General features: G+C 67.3%; 18 protein-coding genes. 8 read left to right on the top strand and 10 right to left on the bottom strand.

Annotated features, from left to right (window positions below; all coding sequences use genetic code 11):
• Both BLQ50_RS17610 and BLQ50_RS17615 read right to left on the bottom strand, forming a co-directional pair.
• The gene (locus BLQ50_RS17610) at positions 1-861 is read right to left on the bottom strand and encodes a DUF4389 domain-containing protein (protein ID WP_093186636.1); all 861 of its coding nucleotides are present in this window, start codon (positions 859-861) and stop codon (positions 1-3) included.
• A 65-nt stretch (positions 862-926) separates the two neighbouring features.
• Positions 927-1,958 (bottom strand): NAD(P)-dependent alcohol dehydrogenase, encoded by a 1,032-nt coding sequence (locus tag BLQ50_RS17615; protein WP_245701352.1) that lies wholly within the window; start codon positions 1,956-1,958, stop codon positions 927-929.
• A gap of 151 nt (positions 1,959-2,109) precedes the next feature.
• Here BLQ50_RS17615 and BLQ50_RS17620 point away from each other — a divergent pair, with 151 nt between their 5' ends.
• The gene (locus BLQ50_RS17620) at positions 2,110-2,742 is read left to right on the top strand and encodes a TetR/AcrR family transcriptional regulator C-terminal domain-containing protein (protein WP_245701353.1); all 633 of its coding nucleotides are present in this window, start codon (positions 2,110-2,112) and stop codon (positions 2,740-2,742) included.
• On the opposite strand, the gene BLQ50_RS17625 is transcribed toward BLQ50_RS17620, so the two are convergent.
• From BLQ50_RS17625 to BLQ50_RS17645, 5 genes are all read right to left on the bottom strand, one after another.
• Positions 2,743-3,570: an endo alpha-1,4 polygalactosaminidase gene (locus BLQ50_RS17625; RefSeq protein ID WP_093186642.1), complete on the bottom strand. Its 828-nt coding sequence runs from the start codon at positions 3,568-3,570 to the stop codon at positions 2,743-2,745.
• Between the two features lie 357 nt (positions 3,571-3,927).
• Positions 3,928-4,998 carry a phosphotriesterase family protein gene (locus tag BLQ50_RS17630; protein WP_093186644.1) on the bottom strand — a complete coding sequence of 357 codons (1,071 nt, stop codon included), beginning with the start codon at positions 4,996-4,998 and terminating at the stop codon, positions 3,928-3,930.
• The gene (locus BLQ50_RS17635) at positions 4,995-5,972 is read right to left on the bottom strand and encodes a DMT family transporter (protein WP_093186647.1); all 978 of its coding nucleotides are present in this window, start codon (positions 5,970-5,972) and stop codon (positions 4,995-4,997) included. The genes BLQ50_RS17630 and BLQ50_RS17635 overlap by 4 nt, the downstream gene beginning before the upstream one ends.
• A 153-nt stretch (positions 5,973-6,125) precedes the next feature.
• The gene (locus BLQ50_RS17640) at positions 6,126-7,061 is read right to left on the bottom strand and encodes a ribokinase (protein WP_093186649.1); all 936 of its coding nucleotides are present in this window, start codon (positions 7,059-7,061) and stop codon (positions 6,126-6,128) included.
• Positions 7,058-7,804: a glutamine amidotransferase gene (locus BLQ50_RS17645; protein WP_093186652.1), complete on the bottom strand. Its 747-nt coding sequence runs from the start codon at positions 7,802-7,804 to the stop codon at positions 7,058-7,060. The genes BLQ50_RS17640 and BLQ50_RS17645 overlap by 4 nt, the downstream gene beginning before the upstream one ends.
• A gap of 101 nt (positions 7,805-7,905) precedes the next feature.
• On the opposite strand from BLQ50_RS17645, the gene BLQ50_RS17650 reads away from it, so the two are divergent.
• Positions 7,906-9,051 carry a LacI family DNA-binding transcriptional regulator gene (locus tag BLQ50_RS17650; protein WP_281181337.1) on the top strand — a complete coding sequence of 382 codons (1,146 nt, stop codon included), beginning with the start codon at positions 7,906-7,908 and terminating at the stop codon, positions 9,049-9,051.
• A gap of 63 nt (positions 9,052-9,114) precedes the next feature.
• Here BLQ50_RS17650 and BLQ50_RS17655 read toward each other — a convergent pair whose 3' ends face one another.
• Complete coding sequence (locus tag BLQ50_RS17655) at positions 9,115-9,315, bottom strand: hypothetical protein (RefSeq protein ID WP_093186658.1); 201 nt, start codon at positions 9,313-9,315, stop codon at positions 9,115-9,117.
• Positions 9,316-9,557: 242 nt separating this feature from the next.
• Here BLQ50_RS17655 and BLQ50_RS17660 point away from each other — a divergent pair, with 242 nt between their 5' ends.
• From BLQ50_RS17660 to BLQ50_RS17675, 4 genes are all read left to right on the top strand, one after another.
• Positions 9,558-11,456 carry a DUF4037 domain-containing protein gene (locus tag BLQ50_RS17660; RefSeq protein WP_093186661.1) on the top strand — a complete coding sequence of 633 codons (1,899 nt, stop codon included), beginning with the start codon at positions 9,558-9,560 and terminating at the stop codon, positions 11,454-11,456.
• A 40-nt stretch (positions 11,457-11,496) separates the two neighbouring features.
• A complete protein-coding gene (locus BLQ50_RS17665) occupies positions 11,497-12,129 on the top strand; it encodes a DUF4125 family protein (protein ID WP_093186664.1) in 633 nt (210 codons plus the stop codon).
• Between the two features lie 190 nt (positions 12,130-12,319).
• Positions 12,320-13,549: an alpha/beta hydrolase family protein gene (locus BLQ50_RS17670; RefSeq protein ID WP_093186667.1), complete on the top strand. Its 1,230-nt coding sequence runs from the start codon at positions 12,320-12,322 to the stop codon at positions 13,547-13,549.
• A 166-nt stretch (positions 13,550-13,715) separates the two neighbouring features.
• Positions 13,716-14,318, top strand: a complete 603-nt coding sequence (locus BLQ50_RS17675; RefSeq protein WP_093186743.1) for a dihydrofolate reductase family protein — start codon at positions 13,716-13,718, stop codon at positions 14,316-14,318.
• On the opposite strand, the gene BLQ50_RS17680 is transcribed toward BLQ50_RS17675, so the two are convergent.
• Positions 14,290-14,655 (bottom strand): thioredoxin family protein, encoded by a 366-nt coding sequence (locus BLQ50_RS17680; RefSeq protein WP_093186670.1) that lies wholly within the window; start codon positions 14,653-14,655, stop codon positions 14,290-14,292. The two genes, BLQ50_RS17675 and BLQ50_RS17680, sit on opposite strands and share 29 nt — an antisense overlap.
• 43 nt (positions 14,656-14,698) lie before the next feature.
• Positions 14,699-15,610 (bottom strand): LysR substrate-binding domain-containing protein, encoded by a 912-nt coding sequence (locus BLQ50_RS17685; RefSeq protein ID WP_093186673.1) that lies wholly within the window; start codon positions 15,608-15,610, stop codon positions 14,699-14,701.
• 76 nt (positions 15,611-15,686) lie between these two features.
• On the opposite strand from BLQ50_RS17685, the gene BLQ50_RS18735 reads away from it, so the two are divergent.
• Positions 15,687-15,863 (top strand): hypothetical protein, encoded by a 177-nt coding sequence (locus BLQ50_RS18735; RefSeq protein WP_175559186.1) that lies wholly within the window; start codon positions 15,687-15,689, stop codon positions 15,861-15,863.
• A gap of 315 nt (positions 15,864-16,178) precedes the next feature.
• Positions 16,179-17,522, top strand: a complete 1,344-nt coding sequence (gene gntP, locus BLQ50_RS17690) for a gluconate permease GntP (RefSeq protein WP_093186676.1) — start codon at positions 16,179-16,181, stop codon at positions 17,520-17,522.
• Positions 17,523-17,527: the final 5 nt, after the last annotated feature.

The following is a 17,527-nucleotide window of genomic DNA, read 5'->3' on the forward strand; positions in this document are numbered from 1 at the left end:
TCAACCGGCTCCCATGCTCGACGGGTTGGACGGTGGATCCAGCGCTCCCTGGTCGAGCCGGAATGGCGGATACCTGTCGCTCATCAGGGCCACGTAGGTCATGGTGCGGAAGGACCACCGGTGGATGCCCATGAGCAGGTTGAACAGTCCGAGCCGGTACACGCCGGTGAACAGAAGGATGATGGCGGCAATCAGAACCAAGAGCCCCAGCAACGAGAAGCCCTTGCTCGACGTCGACGGCCACGCGCCCCCGGTGAAGGCGGCAACGATCAACAGCTGCGGCAAAGCGAGCAGCCAGGACTTGAACAGAACCTTCCAGTGGGAGAGATTGAGCGGGTACACGACGTCGAACTCTGCCGGGTAGTCGCAGCGCGCCAGCGTGAACGGGGGATAGCGGTCAGTACCCAGAACTCCATAGGAATAGAAGGCAACACGCCAGTGCCAACGCAAGACGCCGACCGTGAACTGGAACAGCGACGCTGGATAGCGGCCGGTGAACAGGATGGCGATTCCTGCAGCGACGGTCACCACCATAAATGCGAAGCCGAGCATCCCGAGCACGACGTAGTGCGGGAGGGCGAGAAGCCACTTGAAAATCCAGAGCCAGCGTGACAGCACAGGATCGAGGTGGCCCGTGAGATGCGCGGGTTCTGACGCTTCCGTCCCGTCGGCGTCGATCTCGTGCGGCGCTCCGGGTGCGATCGCCCGCCCCAGGCGGGCGGCGCCGAGCAGGATCAAGAACACGCCGAGGGCGATCCCGGCCAGTCCCCACGGGACTGCCCAGGACCGGGCCAATGCTGAGATCCCGGCCAGACCGAGCACCACCCCGGCCACGAGCATGGTCATCGACAGCGCCGGCATCTTGCCCTGCTGAATCGTGATTGTGGATATTGCGCACGTCTTTCATCGGTGATGATCGAGTGGTCTCAGATGGCGATGGCGACCTTTCCGCGTGCGTGTCCGGCTTCGAGGTAGCGCATCGCGTCCGGCATCTGTTCGAGCCGGAATGTCCGGTCGATCGTGGGCGAGACGGCGCCGGTCTCGATGAGATCGGTGAGCCTCTCGAGGTCGCTGGTGTTCTGCGTCGCGATGAACGTGGCAAGCCGTTGGTGGACCAGCGGCGATAGCGCGACGGCGCGGAGCTGTCGGCTCATGCCGATCCAGCTGCCACCCTGTTCGCCGCCGACGATGACGAGCGTCCCGCGGTGGGTGAGCGCTCTGCGGAGCCGCGTGAGGCTCGCATCGCCCCCGATGTCGAGGATCAGGTCGTAACAGTGGGCGCTCTGGGCGAAGTCGGTGGTCGTGTAGTCGACGACGTGATCGGCGCCGAGGGAGCGCACCAGGTCGAGCTTCGCGGTGCTGCACACGCCGGTGACCTCGGCTCCGAATGCTTTGGCGAGCTGCACGGAGAAGGTGCCGACACCGCCGGATGCGCCGACGATCAAGACCTTCTGTCCGGGCGCGACCCGGCCGACGTCGCGCAGGCCCTGCAGGGCGGTGAGTGCCGACACCGGGACGGATGCGGCCTGCTCGAAGGTGACGTTCGCCGGCTTGCGCGCGAGCTTGTCCTCGCGGGCGGGCGCGTACTCGGCGAAGGATCCCTGACCGATCCCGAATACCTCGTCACCGATGGAGAACCGGGTGGCCGCCGAACCTACCCCGACCACCGTGCCGGCCAGGTCTTGGCCGATCACCGGTTCTTTGGGGCCGCGGAACCCCAGGGCGAGTCGCATCACGTACGGCCTACCGGTCATGAGATGCCACGTGCCGCGACTCAGGCCTGCGGCATGCACCTGGACGAGCACCTCGTTGTCGGCGATCTCTGGTCGGGGAACCTGCTCAAGGTGCAAGGCGCCCGCTGAGCCGTACCGATGCTGGACGATCGCCCGCATGGTGACCTCCGACGCCGAACCTTTCAGGTGGTCATCCTGCGCGTCGTGCTGTCCTACCGATGCCATGACCGCATCCCTTCGGCCGATGGGTCCGGCCATCGTCGTACTTAGTACGAACTCTACCGTACATAGTACGAAGGTGAGATATGCTCCGGGCAAGATGTCAGACCCCGATCGCGTGAGTCCCGAACTGCGCACGCCACTGAGCCGAGAGCGCGTGCTGCGCGGAGCCATCAGCATCGCAGGCGAGTCGGGGATCGGATCTCTGACCATCCGCTCGCTCGCGCACGCGCTGGGGGTCAAGCCGATGTCGCTGTACCACTACGTCGCGAACAAGGACGAAATCCTCGACGGCATCGTCGATCTCGTCTTCAGCCAGATCGAGCTGCCGTCATTGGCGGGCGCCTGGCGGCCGGAGCTGCATCAGTGGGCGCACTCCGCCCGTCGAGTGCTGACTCGCAACTCGTGGGCGATCGCGCTCCTGGAGTCGCGAACCACCCCCGGTCCCGCAACGCTGCGACATCACGACAGGATCATCGGCGTCCTGCGCAGAGGAGGCTTCTCGGTACCCATGACCGCCCACGCGTATGCACTCCTCGACAGCTACGTCTACGGATTCGCGCTTCAGGAGGCGGCTCTGCCGCCAGTCGGGTCGGGGATGGCCGCTGGACCCGGGGAACCGATCGTGCAGTCATTCTCCGACGGTTCTTATCCCTACCTTGTCGAGCTGGCCGTCGAGCACGTCTTCCAGCCCGGCCACGACTTTGGCGATGAGTTCGCATTCGGACTCGACCTGATCCTGGACGGCCTCGCGACGTCGATCTCAGGCAGCGGCGACACTCGTATCTGACTAGCAGGACTCCAAGACATATCCCGGGTCGTCGGGCGTCGAGAGCGCGCGGTCGCGGCCCACGACGGAGCTGCCGGTCGCGCACGCTGCGGCGAGGCGGCCTGCGAACCCGGGCTCGTCGTCGTACTCGATCTCCAGGACGTGCGGGCCGTAGGCGGCGGCGTAGTCCCCGCACTCGTCGTAGACCGCGCAGTCCTCCGCGACCACGAAGTCGAAGCCGAGCGCCGGGCCCCGTGTGTCCAGCTCGACCGTGTTCTTCTGCCCGATCGCCAGGCCGCGGGCGTGCGCACGCTCGATCAGCAGGGTCGCGAGCGCAAGGTTGTCCTCGAGCGTGAGGGCACCGTCCGAGCGGGAGAAGGAGTCCAGGTTGTCGGGTTCGACGGCGTCGAAGCCCGCCTTCGCGCACGCGTCGACCTGGGCTCCGACGACCTCCGCGATCTCGCGGCGCTGCGCGTCGGTCGAGGTGTCCAGGAGCAGCTCGTCGGGCCAGCCAGGGTCGGCGACGGGCTCGCCGCCGGCGTCACGCAGCACGACATCGGGATGGTCGCGGAGCCACGCTGCGCTCTCGCCGGGCTGAGTCTGGAAGCCGTTGACGTAGCAGACGTCATATCCGGCGCCGGCGGGGGAGTCCGACACGTCGCGCACGACGATCTGGACGCCGTCGGGCGGTGGATAGGCCCCGCCCAGCTGGTAGTCGAGCCCGGCACCGGCAGGCGGTGGCGTGGGACGTTCTTCCTGCCCGACGCCGCACCCCGCGATCAGGACGACGGCGAGCGCGGACGCGGCGAGCGCTGCCGTGGGGCAGCGCGTGAGGGACAGCAGGGGCATGGGTTCATGTTCGCACCCGCTGCGGCAGACGGCGGCTACGTTGCACTCTAGGATCGCAGTCCGAGCAGGAATAGAGAATCACCGAAGTCTGCTGGAGCCTAGTCTCAACGAAAGGCGGTGGCGACGTCGAGCCCCGCGTGCCACGGACGGAGAACCAAGTTGTCAGGTCCGCGACCTGACCTAGGTCCTCAGATGGCTGCGGAGCTTGGGGTCGCAGACGTAGACGTAGGTCCCACGGACGGTCTGACCCATACGATCTTGACCAGCGGTCTCTGTCCCAGCGCGCGGCCGCACAGCGCAAACCCCGCCCCTCACAAGATGACGTGATGGACGGGGGTTGCGCGACGGGAGTCGAACCTAGGCGGTGAGCATCCGGGCGGGGTTGTCTCGTATGAGCGCGTCGAGTACGCCGCGCTCGATACCACGCTTGGCCAGCATCTCGGTGAACACGGTGGGCACGTACGCGAAGCCGTTGCCGCCGTTGTGCACCCACATCTGTTTGAGGAACACGTCGTGGCTGAGCAAGATCTGACCGGCGAACCCGGCCGTGATGAGACCGTGCACGGCCCTTGAGGTGACGTGCGGGTCAGGGGAGGCGCCTTCCTTGGGGAAGGTGACGTCCATGCCCACCATGTCGAACTCGATCCACACGCCGCGATCGGCGACGGAGCGCTGGTAGTCGGAGTCCTCGGCAGAAGGGTCCATGTGCGCCAGGACGACCTTCTCGGGGCGCACACCCATCTCGCCGACCACCACATCGAGAATCTCGTGCGCCCGACGTTGCCAACCCGGCAGGTGGATCAGCAGCGGGACGTGCGGATGGTCCAGCTGGGCGAGCGCCGACGCCCTCAGTGACGCATGCTCACCGGCGGTGAAGTCCGGGGAGACCCCGATCTCACCGATGACGCCGGGACGAATGCCCGTCTGACCCACTCCGTAGGTGAGCTCCGCACTGATCGCCGCCGCCTGAACGTCGATGGCGCGGGCCGCGATGGCGTCGCCCTCGAACTTCTCCAGATACGCACCGCACCCCATGACGATGTTCAAACCGGTGCCCCGGGCCACCTCGAGCAGGCGTTGGGGGTTGCGCCCGATGACCGGGCTCGGTGTCGCGTCGACGACAGTGCGCCCACCCAGAGCCGCGAAGCTCGTGATCTCAGCGGAGACTTCGGCAACCGACTTGCCCGCCATGTTGTCGACGCAGCAGTACGGGTCTTGACGCAGCGCCCAGGCGATTGCCGCCGAGACCGGTTCGTGAACTACGGCGCGGGAAAAGGCGTAGCTCGGCTCGTCGACCACCCCGGAGAGGTCGTTGAACAGATGCTCGTGCGGCAGGATCAGTCCGAGGTCAGCCGCCGCGACCGGCCCGGTGACGGTCTGGACGACCCCGATGGGTGTCACCCGTGCTGCCTGCGCCGGCTGGCTCATCGGGGACCGACCTCCCCTGCTTCACCGCCGCCGACAGCCGCGGCTGTGGTCAGCGAGTCGTTCTTCTTGGACGGGATCATTCCGATAGCTGCTGCGACGAGAGCAACGATCGTTCCGATGATCGTTGCGGCGTGGATGGCGTGCCCCAAGGACGGGATCGCTGCGTCAAGGATGACCGAGCCCACCAGCTGGCCGGCGACGGAAGCAAGACCCAGAAGTAGGAGTCCCAGTCGGCGCACGAGAATCGCCATGAGGGCGATAGACAGCAGACCGAGGGGGCCACCGAGGTACATCCACCATTCGCTGGGCAGCGTGAGGCTGACACCCGTGGTGACTGCACGGATGCCATAGGCCAGGAGCAGGGCGGCAAAACCGACGAGGAAGTTCCAACCGATCGAGACGAGCATCGATCCGCTCACGTCGGCCACCGCAGCGTTGCCTGCCGGCTGCCACCCGGCGAGCAGACCACCGACGAACGGCATGATCGCGAGAATGATGGTGCTGGGGACGGAGAAGTTCGGGGAGATGACGATCACCGTCGCCATGATGGTCATGACCGCGCCGATCAGTCGGGGCGTCGTCAGCGGCTGCTTCCCAGATGCAGTCACTCCGAGACGGTCACAGACCAGACCGGAGATGACCAGACCGGACATGAGCGAGATCTGGAAGGTCGCTACTCCGAGGACACCGACGGTGACGCCTTCGGAAAGAACGATGACCGCGCCGCACAGGCCGGCGAGGTAGTTCCACCACGGGATGGTGCGGGCCCTGATCTGCCCGGGTACGGCCAACGCCTGACGGCGCGTGGTCTGGCGCGAGAAGACCACGATGAACATGAAGACCAGACCGACCCCGAAGGAGATCAGCGCGGCGGCGTGGCCGTCACCGATCGTCTGGCCGAGCTTTCCGTTCACCGCGGCTTGCATGGGGCCAAGCGCTCCGGCGAGGACGGTCGCGATGACCAAGAGGAACATCGCTGTGTCCTTCACCTTCTTGAGCGGGGTAGGGCTGGCGGTCCGCTGGGCAGCGGCCGTCGGACTGGTGAGCGAACCCTGAGGGGTTGGCGTGGTGTGCGTCATTGCGGAACCGAAGCCTTTCGTGCGTACCGACACTATGCCGGTGCGTTGCTACAACAAAGTGGGGTTGGGAATGTCGGTGGGGTACGGGAGCGATTCGATGGCCCCGTGCTTGGTCGTAGTCACGGCGGCGACTCGCGCGGCCCAGCGGGCTGCGCCCACCAGGTCTTCACCGCGCAGCAGACCATCGGCGAGGGCAGCGCAAAAGCTGTCTCCGGCGGCCGTCGTGTCGATCGCGTTGACCGGTATGGCGGGTACATGCACCGCGTCCCTGCCGCCATTGGGGATGACGACGCTGCCGTCTTCGCCCAAGGTGACAACCACAGACCCTGGAAACTCCAGGCTCTTAGCCAGTGCGACCACGCCTTCGAGGGTGCGTGGAACGGTGTTCGCGTTGGCGAGGGTCGCGAGCTCGAACCGGTTGGGGACCAAGATGTTGAACCCGTCGCGAATCTCCCGCGGTACTGCCACCGCGGGTGCGGGGTTGAGGATCTTGACGCCTTGGGCGAGGTCCACCACTGCGGCCAGAGCGCCGAGGGGCGTCTCGCACTGGCAGAGCACGATGCGTGCGTACCTGACGGTGTCTGCGTGCTCGCGCACGTAGGCCTCGTCGACACGTGCGTTGGCGCCAGCTTCGATGACGATCGTCGATTCTGGCTGTTCCCAGAGGATGACGGCAGTTCCGGTGGGAACGTCGGTCAGCTGTGCGACGGCCCTGGTAGTGAGACCTTCGGCGCCCAGCCGGTCAGCGATCTCGCGGCCCGCGTCGTCGTCGCCGACAGCGCCGACCATGGCGACGCGGCGGCCGAGCCGCGCTGCGGCGACGGCCTGGTTGCCGCCCTTTCCGCCGGGGGAGCGCTTGAGACCGGTGGCGCTGATGGTCTCCCCGGAGTGCGGGATGCGGTCCACGGTGAGCCGGATGTCCATGTTCAGACTTCCGACGACGACGATCTCGGGTGCCAGGTCGCGCCCGCCGGGGTCGCTCATCTGCCTGCGAGCCAGGTGATGGCTTGGCCGAAGAGCTTGCCGTAGCCGTCCCAGTCCATGAACTCGCGGGGAGCCCAGTGCGGGGAGATGTCGGAGGCGAAGGCGAGCGTGCGGCCCTTGCCTTCGTCGCGGACGGCGACGAGGGGGCGACCTTCGATGGTGGCCAGCACGGTGGCGTCCGCCTTGGCGGTGAGCTTCTGGTAGCCGAGCAGGATGGGCCACTCGGCGTCGAGCCCCGCGGTGACCGGGTGTGCGACGTCGGTGAGGTGGCCGCCAATGCCTTCGGGGGTCTCTTCCCGGTCGTCGTAGGGGAGGATCTCGACGGGGAGGACTGCCTCGACGGCGGTGCCGTGGTAGTTGGCCTTGGCCTGGAATCCTTGGAAGCTGAGGTACCCGCCGGCCATCATGAGTCCGCCGCCCTGGCGCACCCATTCGGCGAGGAGCTTGAGGCGGTTGGGGGAGGGGCGCCCTTGGGAGAAGACGACGGGCGGCAGCAGGAGCGTGTTCGCGCCGACGTCGGAGAGGATCACCACGTCATAGGCGTTGAGCTCGTCGAGGGTGTTGGGGAAGTCGGTCGAGACGAGGTGCGACGGCATGTGTGTGACGTCGTGGCCTTCGGCGGCGAGCGCGGTCAGGAGCCCTTCGCACCCGATCTCGAGCTGGGCGTGGGGAAAGGCGTCGTAGCCCTTGTAGTCGGTCGCGGCGTTGATCCAAGACTCTCCAGCTAGGAGCACTGTGCTCATGCTGACCTCCTCATTGAGTTCACGGCAACTGTGGCAGCTGATGGGCGGCCGGCACGTCGTTGCGCAATGTTGTGTTGATATTGCGCAACACGCTAGTTGCGGTGGAGAATGTTGTCAACTGCCCGCCCTGCGCAGGCCGCAGCAGCATCCATCTCAGATTCCCGATAGGCTCCGCGAGTGAGCGCAAGGAGAACCCCGTGACACTGAAAGACGTTGCGCAACAGGCCGGAGTCTCGACCTCCACCGCCTCGCGCTACCTGCGGGGTCAGCTCAACGTCCAACCTGAGACAGCCGCTCGCATCGACGACGCGGTCGCCGCGATCGGCTACAAGGTTGCCAGCCCCTCCCACGGTGCCACCCCGGGGATGAGCACCGTGGCCATGGTCCTCCCCGACCTCACCAATCCCTTCTTCGCGGCCCTCGCCGAAGAGTGCACGGACCTCGCAGCCGCGCGCGGTATCGTCATCCTCATCGCGATCAGCGGCACGCACGGGGAACGCGAATCGAGCCTCAGCCAGCTCTTCGCCAGCAACGACACCATCGACGCGATCATCTACGTCGGCATGAATCGGTCCAACGACCGCCTCGCGAAAGCGGTCGCAGACGGACTCCCCGTCGTCGTGATCGACGAAGAGATCGACCTCGAACTCGCCGTCGACACCATCACCGTCGACAACTACGGCGGCGCCTACCAGGCGACGAGCTACCTGATCCAGCTGGGCCACACCCGCATCGCGCACGTCGCCGGACCACAGGGACTCTCGACCACACAGGAACGCCTGCGTGGGTACCTCGACGCGCTGACCGACGCAGGCCTGCACGCTGACCCTGACCTCGTTCGGCACGGCCCCTACACCGAACAGTTCGGCGCAAGCACCTTCCCGTACCTGACCCGCCCGGGCAACGCACCCAGCGCGGCCTTCGTCGGTAGCGACATCGTAGCCGTGGGCATGCTCGGGGCTGCGGAGCTGCACGGCATCAGCATCCCGGAGGACCTCTCCGTCGTCGGCTGCGACGGCATCCGCGTCGGGCAGTGGCTGCGGCCCAAGCTCACCACCCTCGAGCAACCAATCCACGGGCTGGCACAAGCGGCGCTCGATACCGTCTCGCGTCGTATCACCGAACGAAGGTCTTCACCCGCGGTGTCCACGATCGACCACGCGAAGACGGTGCTTCCATTGCACCTCGTTATCCGTGGCTCCGCCGCCACCGTGCCCGGGACGGGAGACGTCCTCGATCAGAGGTGAAGCAGGCGGCCCGGCGAGACTGCCCACCACGACCTGGATCAACCAGCCTGCCGAAGATACCTGTCAGCGGTCGCACTCGCACAGCAGGTTGTACTCGACGACCTGCTCGCCCGGCTGTGCCCAAGCCTCGGCCTCGGCGGACGAGGCGAACGTGCGTCCGGCGAGTCGGCCGTTCTGCATCAGGACGCTGACCGAGATCTGCTCGCGCGGGTCGTCGGGGTCGATCGCACGCCCAGGGGCGACCGGTGCTGGCGCGGTGCTCATGTGTAGTCCCTCCGCCGTGATGGTGACGCAGTCGGACCTTCAGTATCGTCCTTCGCGGAGGCGGATGCCATAGCCGCCTGATCGGCGAAGGCCTGAATCCTCTGAACGTCAGCCGGATGCCGAGTGAGGGCTCTCGGGCGCGATCGGATGATTCGGTGACCAAAGCCCCACGAAGCACGGGAGATCGCATGGCAACGTGGTCTGGTGCACACCGACCTGTCAGCGGATGCGGGGGCTTGACGATGGCTCTTCCGTCCGGCACGTCGATCTATGACCTCGACGCCTTCCTCCGCGGTCTCGATGCCATCTTCGACGCGCACCAGGGTGCCACTCACGCCGACCCCTACCTGCTCTCCTCGCTCGTCGAGGCCGAACGCCTCCACGACGAGGGCGCGCAGCTCTCGATCCTCAACGAGCTCATGGGCTTCTACCGCTCCCAGAGCCGGCACGACGACGCCACCGCGACCGGCAGCAGGGCGCTCACCCTGGCGGACCAGATGGGCATCAAGGGCACGGACGCCCACGCGACCACCCTGATCAACGCGGCGACGGCCCTGCGCGCAGCCAGCAGGTACGACGACGCGCTCGACCTCTACCGGCAAGCCCTCGCCACCAGCGAGGCCGCCATGTCACCGACCGATCGGCGCCTGGCAGCCCTGCACAACAACCTCTCGATCCTCTTCAGCGAGATGGGCGACCAGCCGCAGGCCGCGGCGGAGCTGGCGGCCGCACTGGCGATCCTCGAGGCGTCCTCCGGCGATCCCACGCGCGACGTGGAGATCGCGACGACCTGCACCAACCTCGCCCTCGTCTGCTTCTCCCTCGGGCGCGACGCCGACGCCGCAGAACATGTCGAGAGGTCGTTGGCGATCTATCAACAAGGAGGCCACGAGAATGACGCGCACTACGCCTCCGCCCTCGCCGGTCACGCGGAGGCATGCTTCCGGATGGGGCGCACCGGGGACGCGGTCGTCATGTACCGGGCGGCGTTGGGCATCATCGCCGAGTGCTACGGGACCGATAACGACTACTACGCGGTCACCGCGGCCAACCTCGCTGAGGCGGAGGACGCCGCGCAGTCGACGCCGGACACGCCACCGCGCGCCGTCGGTCGGACTCGCGTCCCACGGGACTCCGACGACGCCGCACGTCCCGCGGGGCCGCCGATCAAGGGGCTCACCCTGGCTCGCGAGTACTGGGAGACCCACGGCCGTCCGATGCTGGAGAAGTACCCGCACCACCGAGGCCGCATCGCCGTCGGGCTGGTCGGTCATGGGTCGGAGTGCTACGGCTTCGACGACGAAGCCTCGCGCGACCACGACTTCGGTCCGGGCTTCTGCCTGTGGTTGACTCCCGGCGACCACGCCGAGATCGGGGCCGAGCTCCAGGCGGACTACGACGCCTTGCCTCGGGAGTTCCGGGGTGTCCGGGCGCGCGTCGAGACAACCCGCGCGCGCGGGGCCGGGCGCCGGGTCGGTGTGTTCGAGATCGGCGACTTCTATGAACAGATCACGGGCTATCGGGAGGCACCGGCTGCGGACCGGGTGCACGAGTGGCTGTTGCTCGAGGAGGCGACGCTCGCGGCCGCCACGAACGGCATGGTCTTCGTCGACCCCTTCGGTGCTTTCGGGGCGGTACGTGGCGGCTTCCTGCGGATGCCGCGCGACGTCGTGCTGGCGCTCGTCTCGCGTCGCCTGGGCATGATCGCCCAGGCCGGGCAGTACAACGTCCCACGCATGCTCGCGCGTGGCGACGGGGAGGCGGTGTGGCTGGCCGTCTCGGAGTTCACCCGCGCCGTCGCCTCGGTGGTCTTCCTGCTCAACGGTCCGGCGTCGGCCGGGTATCTCCCGTACTACAAGTGGCAGTTCGCCGCCCTGCGCAAGCTCAGCGGGCGCATGGCCTCGCGGCTCCCGGGCGTGAGTGGTGACCTGTCTGAGGTGCTGTGCCTGGCGTCGGCGGCCTGCTTCGGCCGCGCCGCGCCCGCGCGGGCGCGGCTGGAGGAACTCATCGAGCAGATCTGCCGGCAGATCGTCGTGGAGCTTCAGGCTCGCGGGCTCAGCCAGAGCGACGAGACGTTTCTGGAGCGGCAGCGGCCCTTCGTCGAGGCGCACATCGACGACGAGTGGCTGAAGAGCTTGTGAGACCACAGCGAGAGAAATCAAGGGGACGGACGTGAACGCGATGTCGACGCAGCGGGAGAACCGGCTGGTGGTGGCCCGGGAGATCGTCGCCCGCGAGTGGGCTCAGTTCCAACGCGTGAACAACGAGGGTGGGCGCGCCGACTGCCAGGGGGACTGGCCGACCTTCCATCAGATGCGGATCAGCCAGTTCCTCACCTGGCCGCTGCCGCTGCTGGACAGCTACGCGGGGGACCTCGAGGGGGCCGACGCCACCGGCCGGAACCTGCTGACCGAGAAGTACGCCCGCATGATGGCGTCGACCGAGCCGGTCCGCTACGCCCGGGAGATCGCCCCACGACTGCCGGTCCTCGACGTGGCCAGGGTGGCGCGGCAGGAGGCGATCATCACCGTCCAGGTCGGCTGGGCACTGGCCTTCCGGGAGCGCTACCCACGGCTGGGTCAGGCCATGCGGGTGTTGAGGACCCCCGAGGACACGCTCACGGACACCTCCTTCGAGACATACCTGCGCGGTGAGCTGGGCACGTATTCTCACCGGACGCTCGGGTTGTACGAGGAGCTGGTCGAGGTGACGTCGTCCGCTGGGGAGAACCTCACCGGGCAGACCATCACCTGGACGGTGGTGCTCGGCGGTTTCGCCGACCTGGATGAGGCCGAGGCCGCTCAGGACGGCTGAGCGCCGTCCACGGCGAGGCCGAGGCGTCGTCGACGTGCTCAGGGAGCCTTCGTCATCCCAGTGGCGAGTGCCGGACATGGGCCTACGGTGGAATCAGGTCGGGAAGGGGCGAGCACGAGACGCTCGCGGTTGCCGCCCGCATGGGTGATCTGGTAGGGCGCGATGCACACCGTCAGCGAAGGAGATCCACATGTTCAGCCATAGCCCGTTCACGGCCGGTTTCTCCGGCAACCACGACTTCGACTACGAGATCCGGGTCGTGCTGGGGCACGCCATCAGCGGGGCCAGCGACGTCGGCGAAGTGCTCGCCGCGGTCGCCGACGTCAAGGACAAGGACCACGAGGCATGGTTCAGTGCCTGGTCGACGCTGGGCGACCGGGTCGCCCAGCAGGCCGACGACGCAGCCGCGGGTGGACACGCGGTGAGCGCTGCGGCGGCGTTCCTGCGCGCGTCGACCTACTACGCAGTTGCGGTCAACGCCCTGTCCGCGCTCGAGTCCGACGACCAGCTCGCGGCGACCTTCCGCAAGCACCGTGCAGCGTGGGACCGATGGGTCGACGCCGTCGACCTCGACGTCGAGCGCGTCGCCATCCCCTACGAGGACACGACCCTGCCGGGGTACTTCTTCCGCGCTCCGGTCGCCGGCATGCAGGGCTCCGGTCCAGGGCCTGTGCTCGTCGCCGTCAACGGCTCCGACGGGTCGCTGCCGTCGCTGTGGAGCGCGTGCGTGGGTGGCGCGCTGCTGCGGGGCTATCACGCGCTCGTGTTCGACGGACCCGGGCAGCAGTCGATGCTCTTTGACCACGACGTGCCATTCCGGCCAGATTTCGAGGCCGTCCTTACCCCCGTGCTCGACTGGCTCGTCGATCGCTCCGACGTCGACAACGACCGGATGGCCGTCTACGGCATCAGCCAGGCCGGCTACTGGGTGACGCGTGCGCTGGCGTTCGAGCACCGGCCCGTCGCCGCGGTCGTCGACCCCGGTGTGGTAGATGTCGCCGCGTCCTGGACCAGGGAGATCCCGCACAGCCTGCTCAAGCTGCTCGACAAGGGCGACGACCACGCCTTCGACCGCGACATGGAGCTCGGCATGCGCCTGTCGAAGTCCACCGCGCGCACCTGGCGGTTCCGCGCCCGCCCCTACGGCGCCGACGGCTACGCGGCCACGGTCCGCGAGGTGCACAAGTACGACGCGACCGACGTCGCCGGTCGCATCACCACACCGCTGCTCATCACGGCCCCCGAGGACGAGCAGTTCTGGCCCGGTCAGTCCGAGCAGCTCGCCCAGCTCACCCCCGACGTCTCCACTCTCGTGCGGTTCACCGCTGCCGAAGGCGCGGACCGGCACTGCCAACCCCTCGCCCGCGGGCTCACCGAGCAGCGCATGTTCGACTGGCTCGACCAGCGCATCACCCGCTGAGCGGTCGGCGTCACCTCGATGGGCGGGTGATGCAGACGGCGAGGCGGCGGGGCGCTACTCCGATCGCCGCGCACAGGTGTGCGTGTCACCGTGGGGGTGTGGGGCCCATGTGTGGCGGTTCAGCCCAGTCCCGCGCTCCCGCTGACAGAGAATGAAGGGATCAATGATGGCGACGATCGTCTCCACCTTGTTCATGTCGCTCGACGGTGTGGTCGAGATCGACCCGACCTGGCACTTCCCGTACTTCGACGAGCACATGGGTGCGGCGGTCGACGAGGACTACGCGGGGGTCGACGCCTTGCTCCTGGGGCGGGTCACCTACGACAGCTTCGCTGGCGCGTGGCCGGGACGAGAGGACGCCGGGGAGGAAGACGCCGAGTTCGCGCAGCGGCTCGGCGACCTGCGCAAGGTCGTCGCAACGCGAGGGAAGGCGGACCTTGGTTGGCGCAATGTCGAGAAGCTCGAGGGGGACCTGGTCGAGGCGGTGACCGCGATCAAGGAGACCCCGGGGATCGGGAAGGTTCTCGTCGCCGGTTCGATCTCGGTGGTTCGCCAGCTGCTCGCAGCTGGTCTGCTCGACGAGTTGAGCCTGCTTGTGCACCCGGTCGCCGCGCGCTCGGGCGAGCGGCTCTTCGACGAGGGCATGCCGATGTATCCGCTGCACCTGCTGCGCTCGGAGGTCTTCCCCACGGGTGTGGTCCACCTGGTCTACGCGCCCGCAGCGCGGCCCGGAGCGAGGGCTACGAACCCGCCGGGAACTGGGGACTGATCGGGTCCGAAGGTGGAGCTGTGGTGGTCGTCGCGATGATGATCGACTCCAGCTCCCTCAGCCGCGGTACGCCGGCCCGCGAGTAGACGATCTCGCCGTCACGCAGGACGACGAGCGTCGGCAGCGACATGACGCCGAACCGTCGCGCGAGGCTCTGCTCGCGGTCCGTGTCCACGGTGCCGAAGACCAACCCGGAGTGGGCGTCTGACGCCGCGGCGAAGATCGGTGAGAACTGGTGGCAGGGGCGGCACCATGCCGCCCAGAAGTCCAGGAGCACGACGCCGCCGCGCGCGATCGCCTCACCAAGAATCTCAGGGGTCATCTCGATGGTCGGCACACGGTGAATCTACTCGCCTTGGGCGGCCCGTCGACCGACCCGCCTAGTTGATCGCCGGCAGGTGCCCGCTCCGGGCGCGGTGCACAACGTGCTCGCGGAAGAGGTCGGCCGAGGGGAGCAGCCGGCGGTCGGTGGACCAGGCCATGCCGATCTCGCGTGTCGCGTCGGCGTCCGTGATGCGCAGGTAGCGGATCGCGCCGTTCGCCGAGCCGAGCGTGGCGTCGCCGGAGGCAGGGACGATCGCGACCCCGAGCCCCGCGGCGACGAACCCGCGCAACGTCTGGACGTCGTCGCCCACGAAGCTCACCTGGGGCTCGAATCCGGCGGCCCGGCAGAGGGCGTCGCTCATCCGACGCAGGAGCAGGGTGGGTTGGAGCACAAGGAAGCGTTCCGTGGACGCGTCGGCGAGCCGGACCTGCGGGTTCGCGGCGAGCGGATGGTTGCTGGGGACGGCCAGCCGCAGCGGTTCGTCGAGGAGGAGAGTGCGCTGCAAGGCCGAGCTGGACGGTTGGACCGTCGAGATGACGAGGTCCGCCTGCTGGCTGTCCAGGACGGAGTCGACGAGCTCGTCGTGCACCTGGGTGAGGCGGAAATCGACCTCGGGGTGGTCGCGGCGGAAGCTGCTCACGAGGTCGGGCACGAGCCACGAGCCGAGGGACGTCTGGAAGGCGAGTGCGACCGTCCCGGTCTCTGGCCCGAGCAGGTGGTCGACGGCGGCCAGGCCGTCGTCGAGCTGGTGCAGGAGTGCGTCGACGTGCCGCTTGAACGCGGCGCCGGCCTGGGTCATGCGCAGCGTGCGCCCGGACCGCCGCAGCAAGGGTGTGCCGACGTCGCGCTCCAGGCGGGCGAGCGCCCGCGACACGCCAGGCTGGCTCACGTTCTCGAGCTCACTCACCATCGTGACCGTGGCGCCGTCTGCGACCTGTTGGAACCACCGCAGCGCATCTGTGTCCATATCTATGACGATAGTGCATGGATCAATGTCAGTACTGTCATTGGACACATGGATATAAGGGCGGCAAGGTTAAGACATGATCACAACAGACGCGAATGTGAACCCCGCCCCCCACGCCTCGAATCCCTCCCACGGCCAGTCCACCCGCATCGGCACCTGGTTCCGCGCCCGCGTCGAGGCCTACGTCGCCAGCAACGAAGAGGCGTTCCGCACTGCCGAGCCCAACGCGTCGATGGATCTCTCCGTCCGCTAGCGAGTCCCGCGGCCCCCTCCGGGGCGCCGCCTTGTGCAGGCCATCACCGTGTCTCGGTGGTGGCCTTTCGCAGTTCCCGAGCAGTTCCCGAGCAGTTCCTGGGTAGTCCGCATGGAAGCCGAAGCTGTCGTCGCGCCGCGCTGACCGGCACGGATGCCATCTCCGTGCTGCCAGGCAATTGGCAACCGGTTGACAAAACGTAGCCTGCGGTGTTGCCATTGGGGGGTGCCGCTGACGTCACGGCGAGAACTCGGCCCCGGTCTCTTCTCGCTGCCCCGACGTTCGCGCATCCGATCTCGCGAAAAGGAACTGACAATGGAGTGGCTCCATATTCTCTGGGTGGTGATGGGCATCGGGCTCATGCTCCTGCTCAACATCAAGTGGAAGATCAACCCGATGATCGCGCTGCTCCTCGCGGCTCTGTTCATCGGCTTCCTCGAGGGGTACGCACCCCTCGACCTCGTCCAAACCATCCAGAACGGGTTCGGATCGACGCTCGGTTCGCTCGCCATCATCGTGGTGTTCGGTGCGGTCATCGGAAAACTGATGGTCGACTCCGGTGCTGCTCACCGCATCGCCGGGACGCTCATCAAGCGCTTCGGCATCCAGCACGTCAAGTGGGCCATGGTCATCGTCGGGCTCGTCTTCGGCCTGGCGATGTTCTACGAGGTCGCCTTCATCATCATGGCACCGCTGATCATCGCGATCGCCGTCGAGGCGAAGGTCCCCTTCCTCAAGATCGCGATCCCCGCGGTCGCGGCGGCCACGACCGCGCACTCGCTCTTCCCACCCCAGCCCGGTCCGGTGGCCCTCATCGACATCTACGGCGCTGACACCGGCAAGGTCTACATCTACGCGATCATCATCGCGATCCCTACCGTGCTCATCACGGGCTTCCTGCTGCCGCGCTTCCTGGGTAACCTCGACCGTCCCATCCCGAGGCTGCTGCGCCCCGAGATCGAGCCGACCGAAGAGACGATGCCCTCCTTCGGCGTGTCGCTGCTCGTACCGCTCATCCCGGCGATCCTCATGATCAGCGCGACCGTCGCGAACATCTGGCTCGTCGAGGACTCGACCACTTACCAGTGGGTCAACTTCTTCGGTTCGTCCACCATCTCGGTGTCGGTCGCGCTCGCGGCCGCCATCTTCTTCTTCGGGATCCGGACCAAGCTTGGTATCCAGTGGTCCATGAAGACCTTCGAGAGCGCCGTCAAGGGCATCGCGATGGTGGTCCTCATCATCGGTGCCGGCGGCGCGCTCAAGCAGGTCATCATCGACACGGGGATCGGCGACTACATCGGGACCCTCATGTCGGCGTCGTCCATCTCGCCGTACATCCTCGCCTGGCTCATCACCGTCCTCATCCGGCTGGCGACCGGCCAGGGCGTCGTCTCTGCGATGACGGCCGCAGGCATCATCGGCGCCGCGCTCATGGACCCCACGACGGGCATGCTCGTGGGCGTCGACCCGGCGCTGCTCGTCCTCGCCACCGCGGCCGGGTCCAACACGCTGACCCACGTCAACGACGCGTCGTTCTGGCTCTTCAAGGGCTACTTCGACCTGTCCATCAAGGACACGCTCAAGACCTGGGGCCTGCTCGAGCTGTGCAACTCCCTCGTCGGTCTGGGCATGGTCATGCTCATCAGCGTGTTCGTCTGACCATG

Origin of the sequence: Sanguibacter gelidistatuariae (assembly GCF_900096585.1) — a bacterium.
In the GTDB taxonomy this organism is placed as follows: Bacteria; Actinomycetota; Actinomycetes; order Actinomycetales; family Cellulomonadaceae; genus Sanguibacter; species Sanguibacter gelidistatuariae.

Bases quoted from the DNA above. Each gene is read 5' to 3' on its own strand.
- BLQ50_RS17610 (WP_093186636.1), bottom strand. From the start codon at position 861: ATGCCGGCGCTGTCGATGACCATGCTCGTGGCCGGGGTGGTGCTCGGT.
- BLQ50_RS17615 (WP_245701352.1), bottom strand. From the start codon at position 1,958: ATGGCATCGGTAGGACAGCACGACGCGCAGGATGACCACCTGAAAGGT.
- BLQ50_RS17625 (WP_093186642.1), bottom strand. From the start codon at position 3,570: ATGCCCCTGCTGTCCCTCACGCGCTGCCCCACGGCAGCGCTCGCCGCG.
- BLQ50_RS17630 (WP_093186644.1), bottom strand. From the start codon at position 4,998: ATGAGCCAGCCGGCGCAGGCAGCACGGGTGACACCCATCGGGGTCGTC.
- BLQ50_RS17635 (WP_093186647.1), bottom strand. From the start codon at position 5,972: ATGTTCCTCTTGGTCATCGCGACCGTCCTCGCCGGAGCGCTTGGCCCC.
- BLQ50_RS17640 (WP_093186649.1), bottom strand. From the start codon at position 7,061: ATGAGCGACCCCGGCGGGCGCGACCTGGCACCCGAGATCGTCGTCGTC.
- BLQ50_RS17645 (WP_093186652.1), bottom strand. From the start codon at position 7,804: ATGAGCACAGTGCTCCTAGCTGGAGAGTCTTGGATCAACGCCGCGACC.
- BLQ50_RS17655 (WP_093186658.1), bottom strand. From the start codon at position 9,315: ATGAGCACCGCGCCAGCACCGGTCGCCCCTGGGCGTGCGATCGACCCC.
- BLQ50_RS17660 (WP_093186661.1), top strand. From the start codon at position 9,558: ATGGCTCTTCCGTCCGGCACGTCGATCTATGACCTCGACGCCTTCCTC.
- BLQ50_RS17665 (WP_093186664.1), top strand. From the start codon at position 11,497: ATGTCGACGCAGCGGGAGAACCGGCTGGTGGTGGCCCGGGAGATCGTC.
- BLQ50_RS17670 (WP_093186667.1), top strand. From the start codon at position 12,320: ATGTTCAGCCATAGCCCGTTCACGGCCGGTTTCTCCGGCAACCACGAC.
- BLQ50_RS17675 (WP_093186743.1), top strand. From the start codon at position 13,716: ATGGCGACGATCGTCTCCACCTTGTTCATGTCGCTCGACGGTGTGGTC.
- BLQ50_RS17685 (WP_093186673.1), bottom strand. From the start codon at position 15,610: ATGGACACAGATGCGCTGCGGTGGTTCCAACAGGTCGCAGACGGCGCC.
- BLQ50_RS18735 (WP_175559186.1), top strand. From the start codon at position 15,687: ATGATCACAACAGACGCGAATGTGAACCCCGCCCCCCACGCCTCGAAT.
- gntP (WP_093186676.1), top strand. From the start codon at position 16,179: ATGGAGTGGCTCCATATTCTCTGGGTGGTGATGGGCATCGGGCTCATG.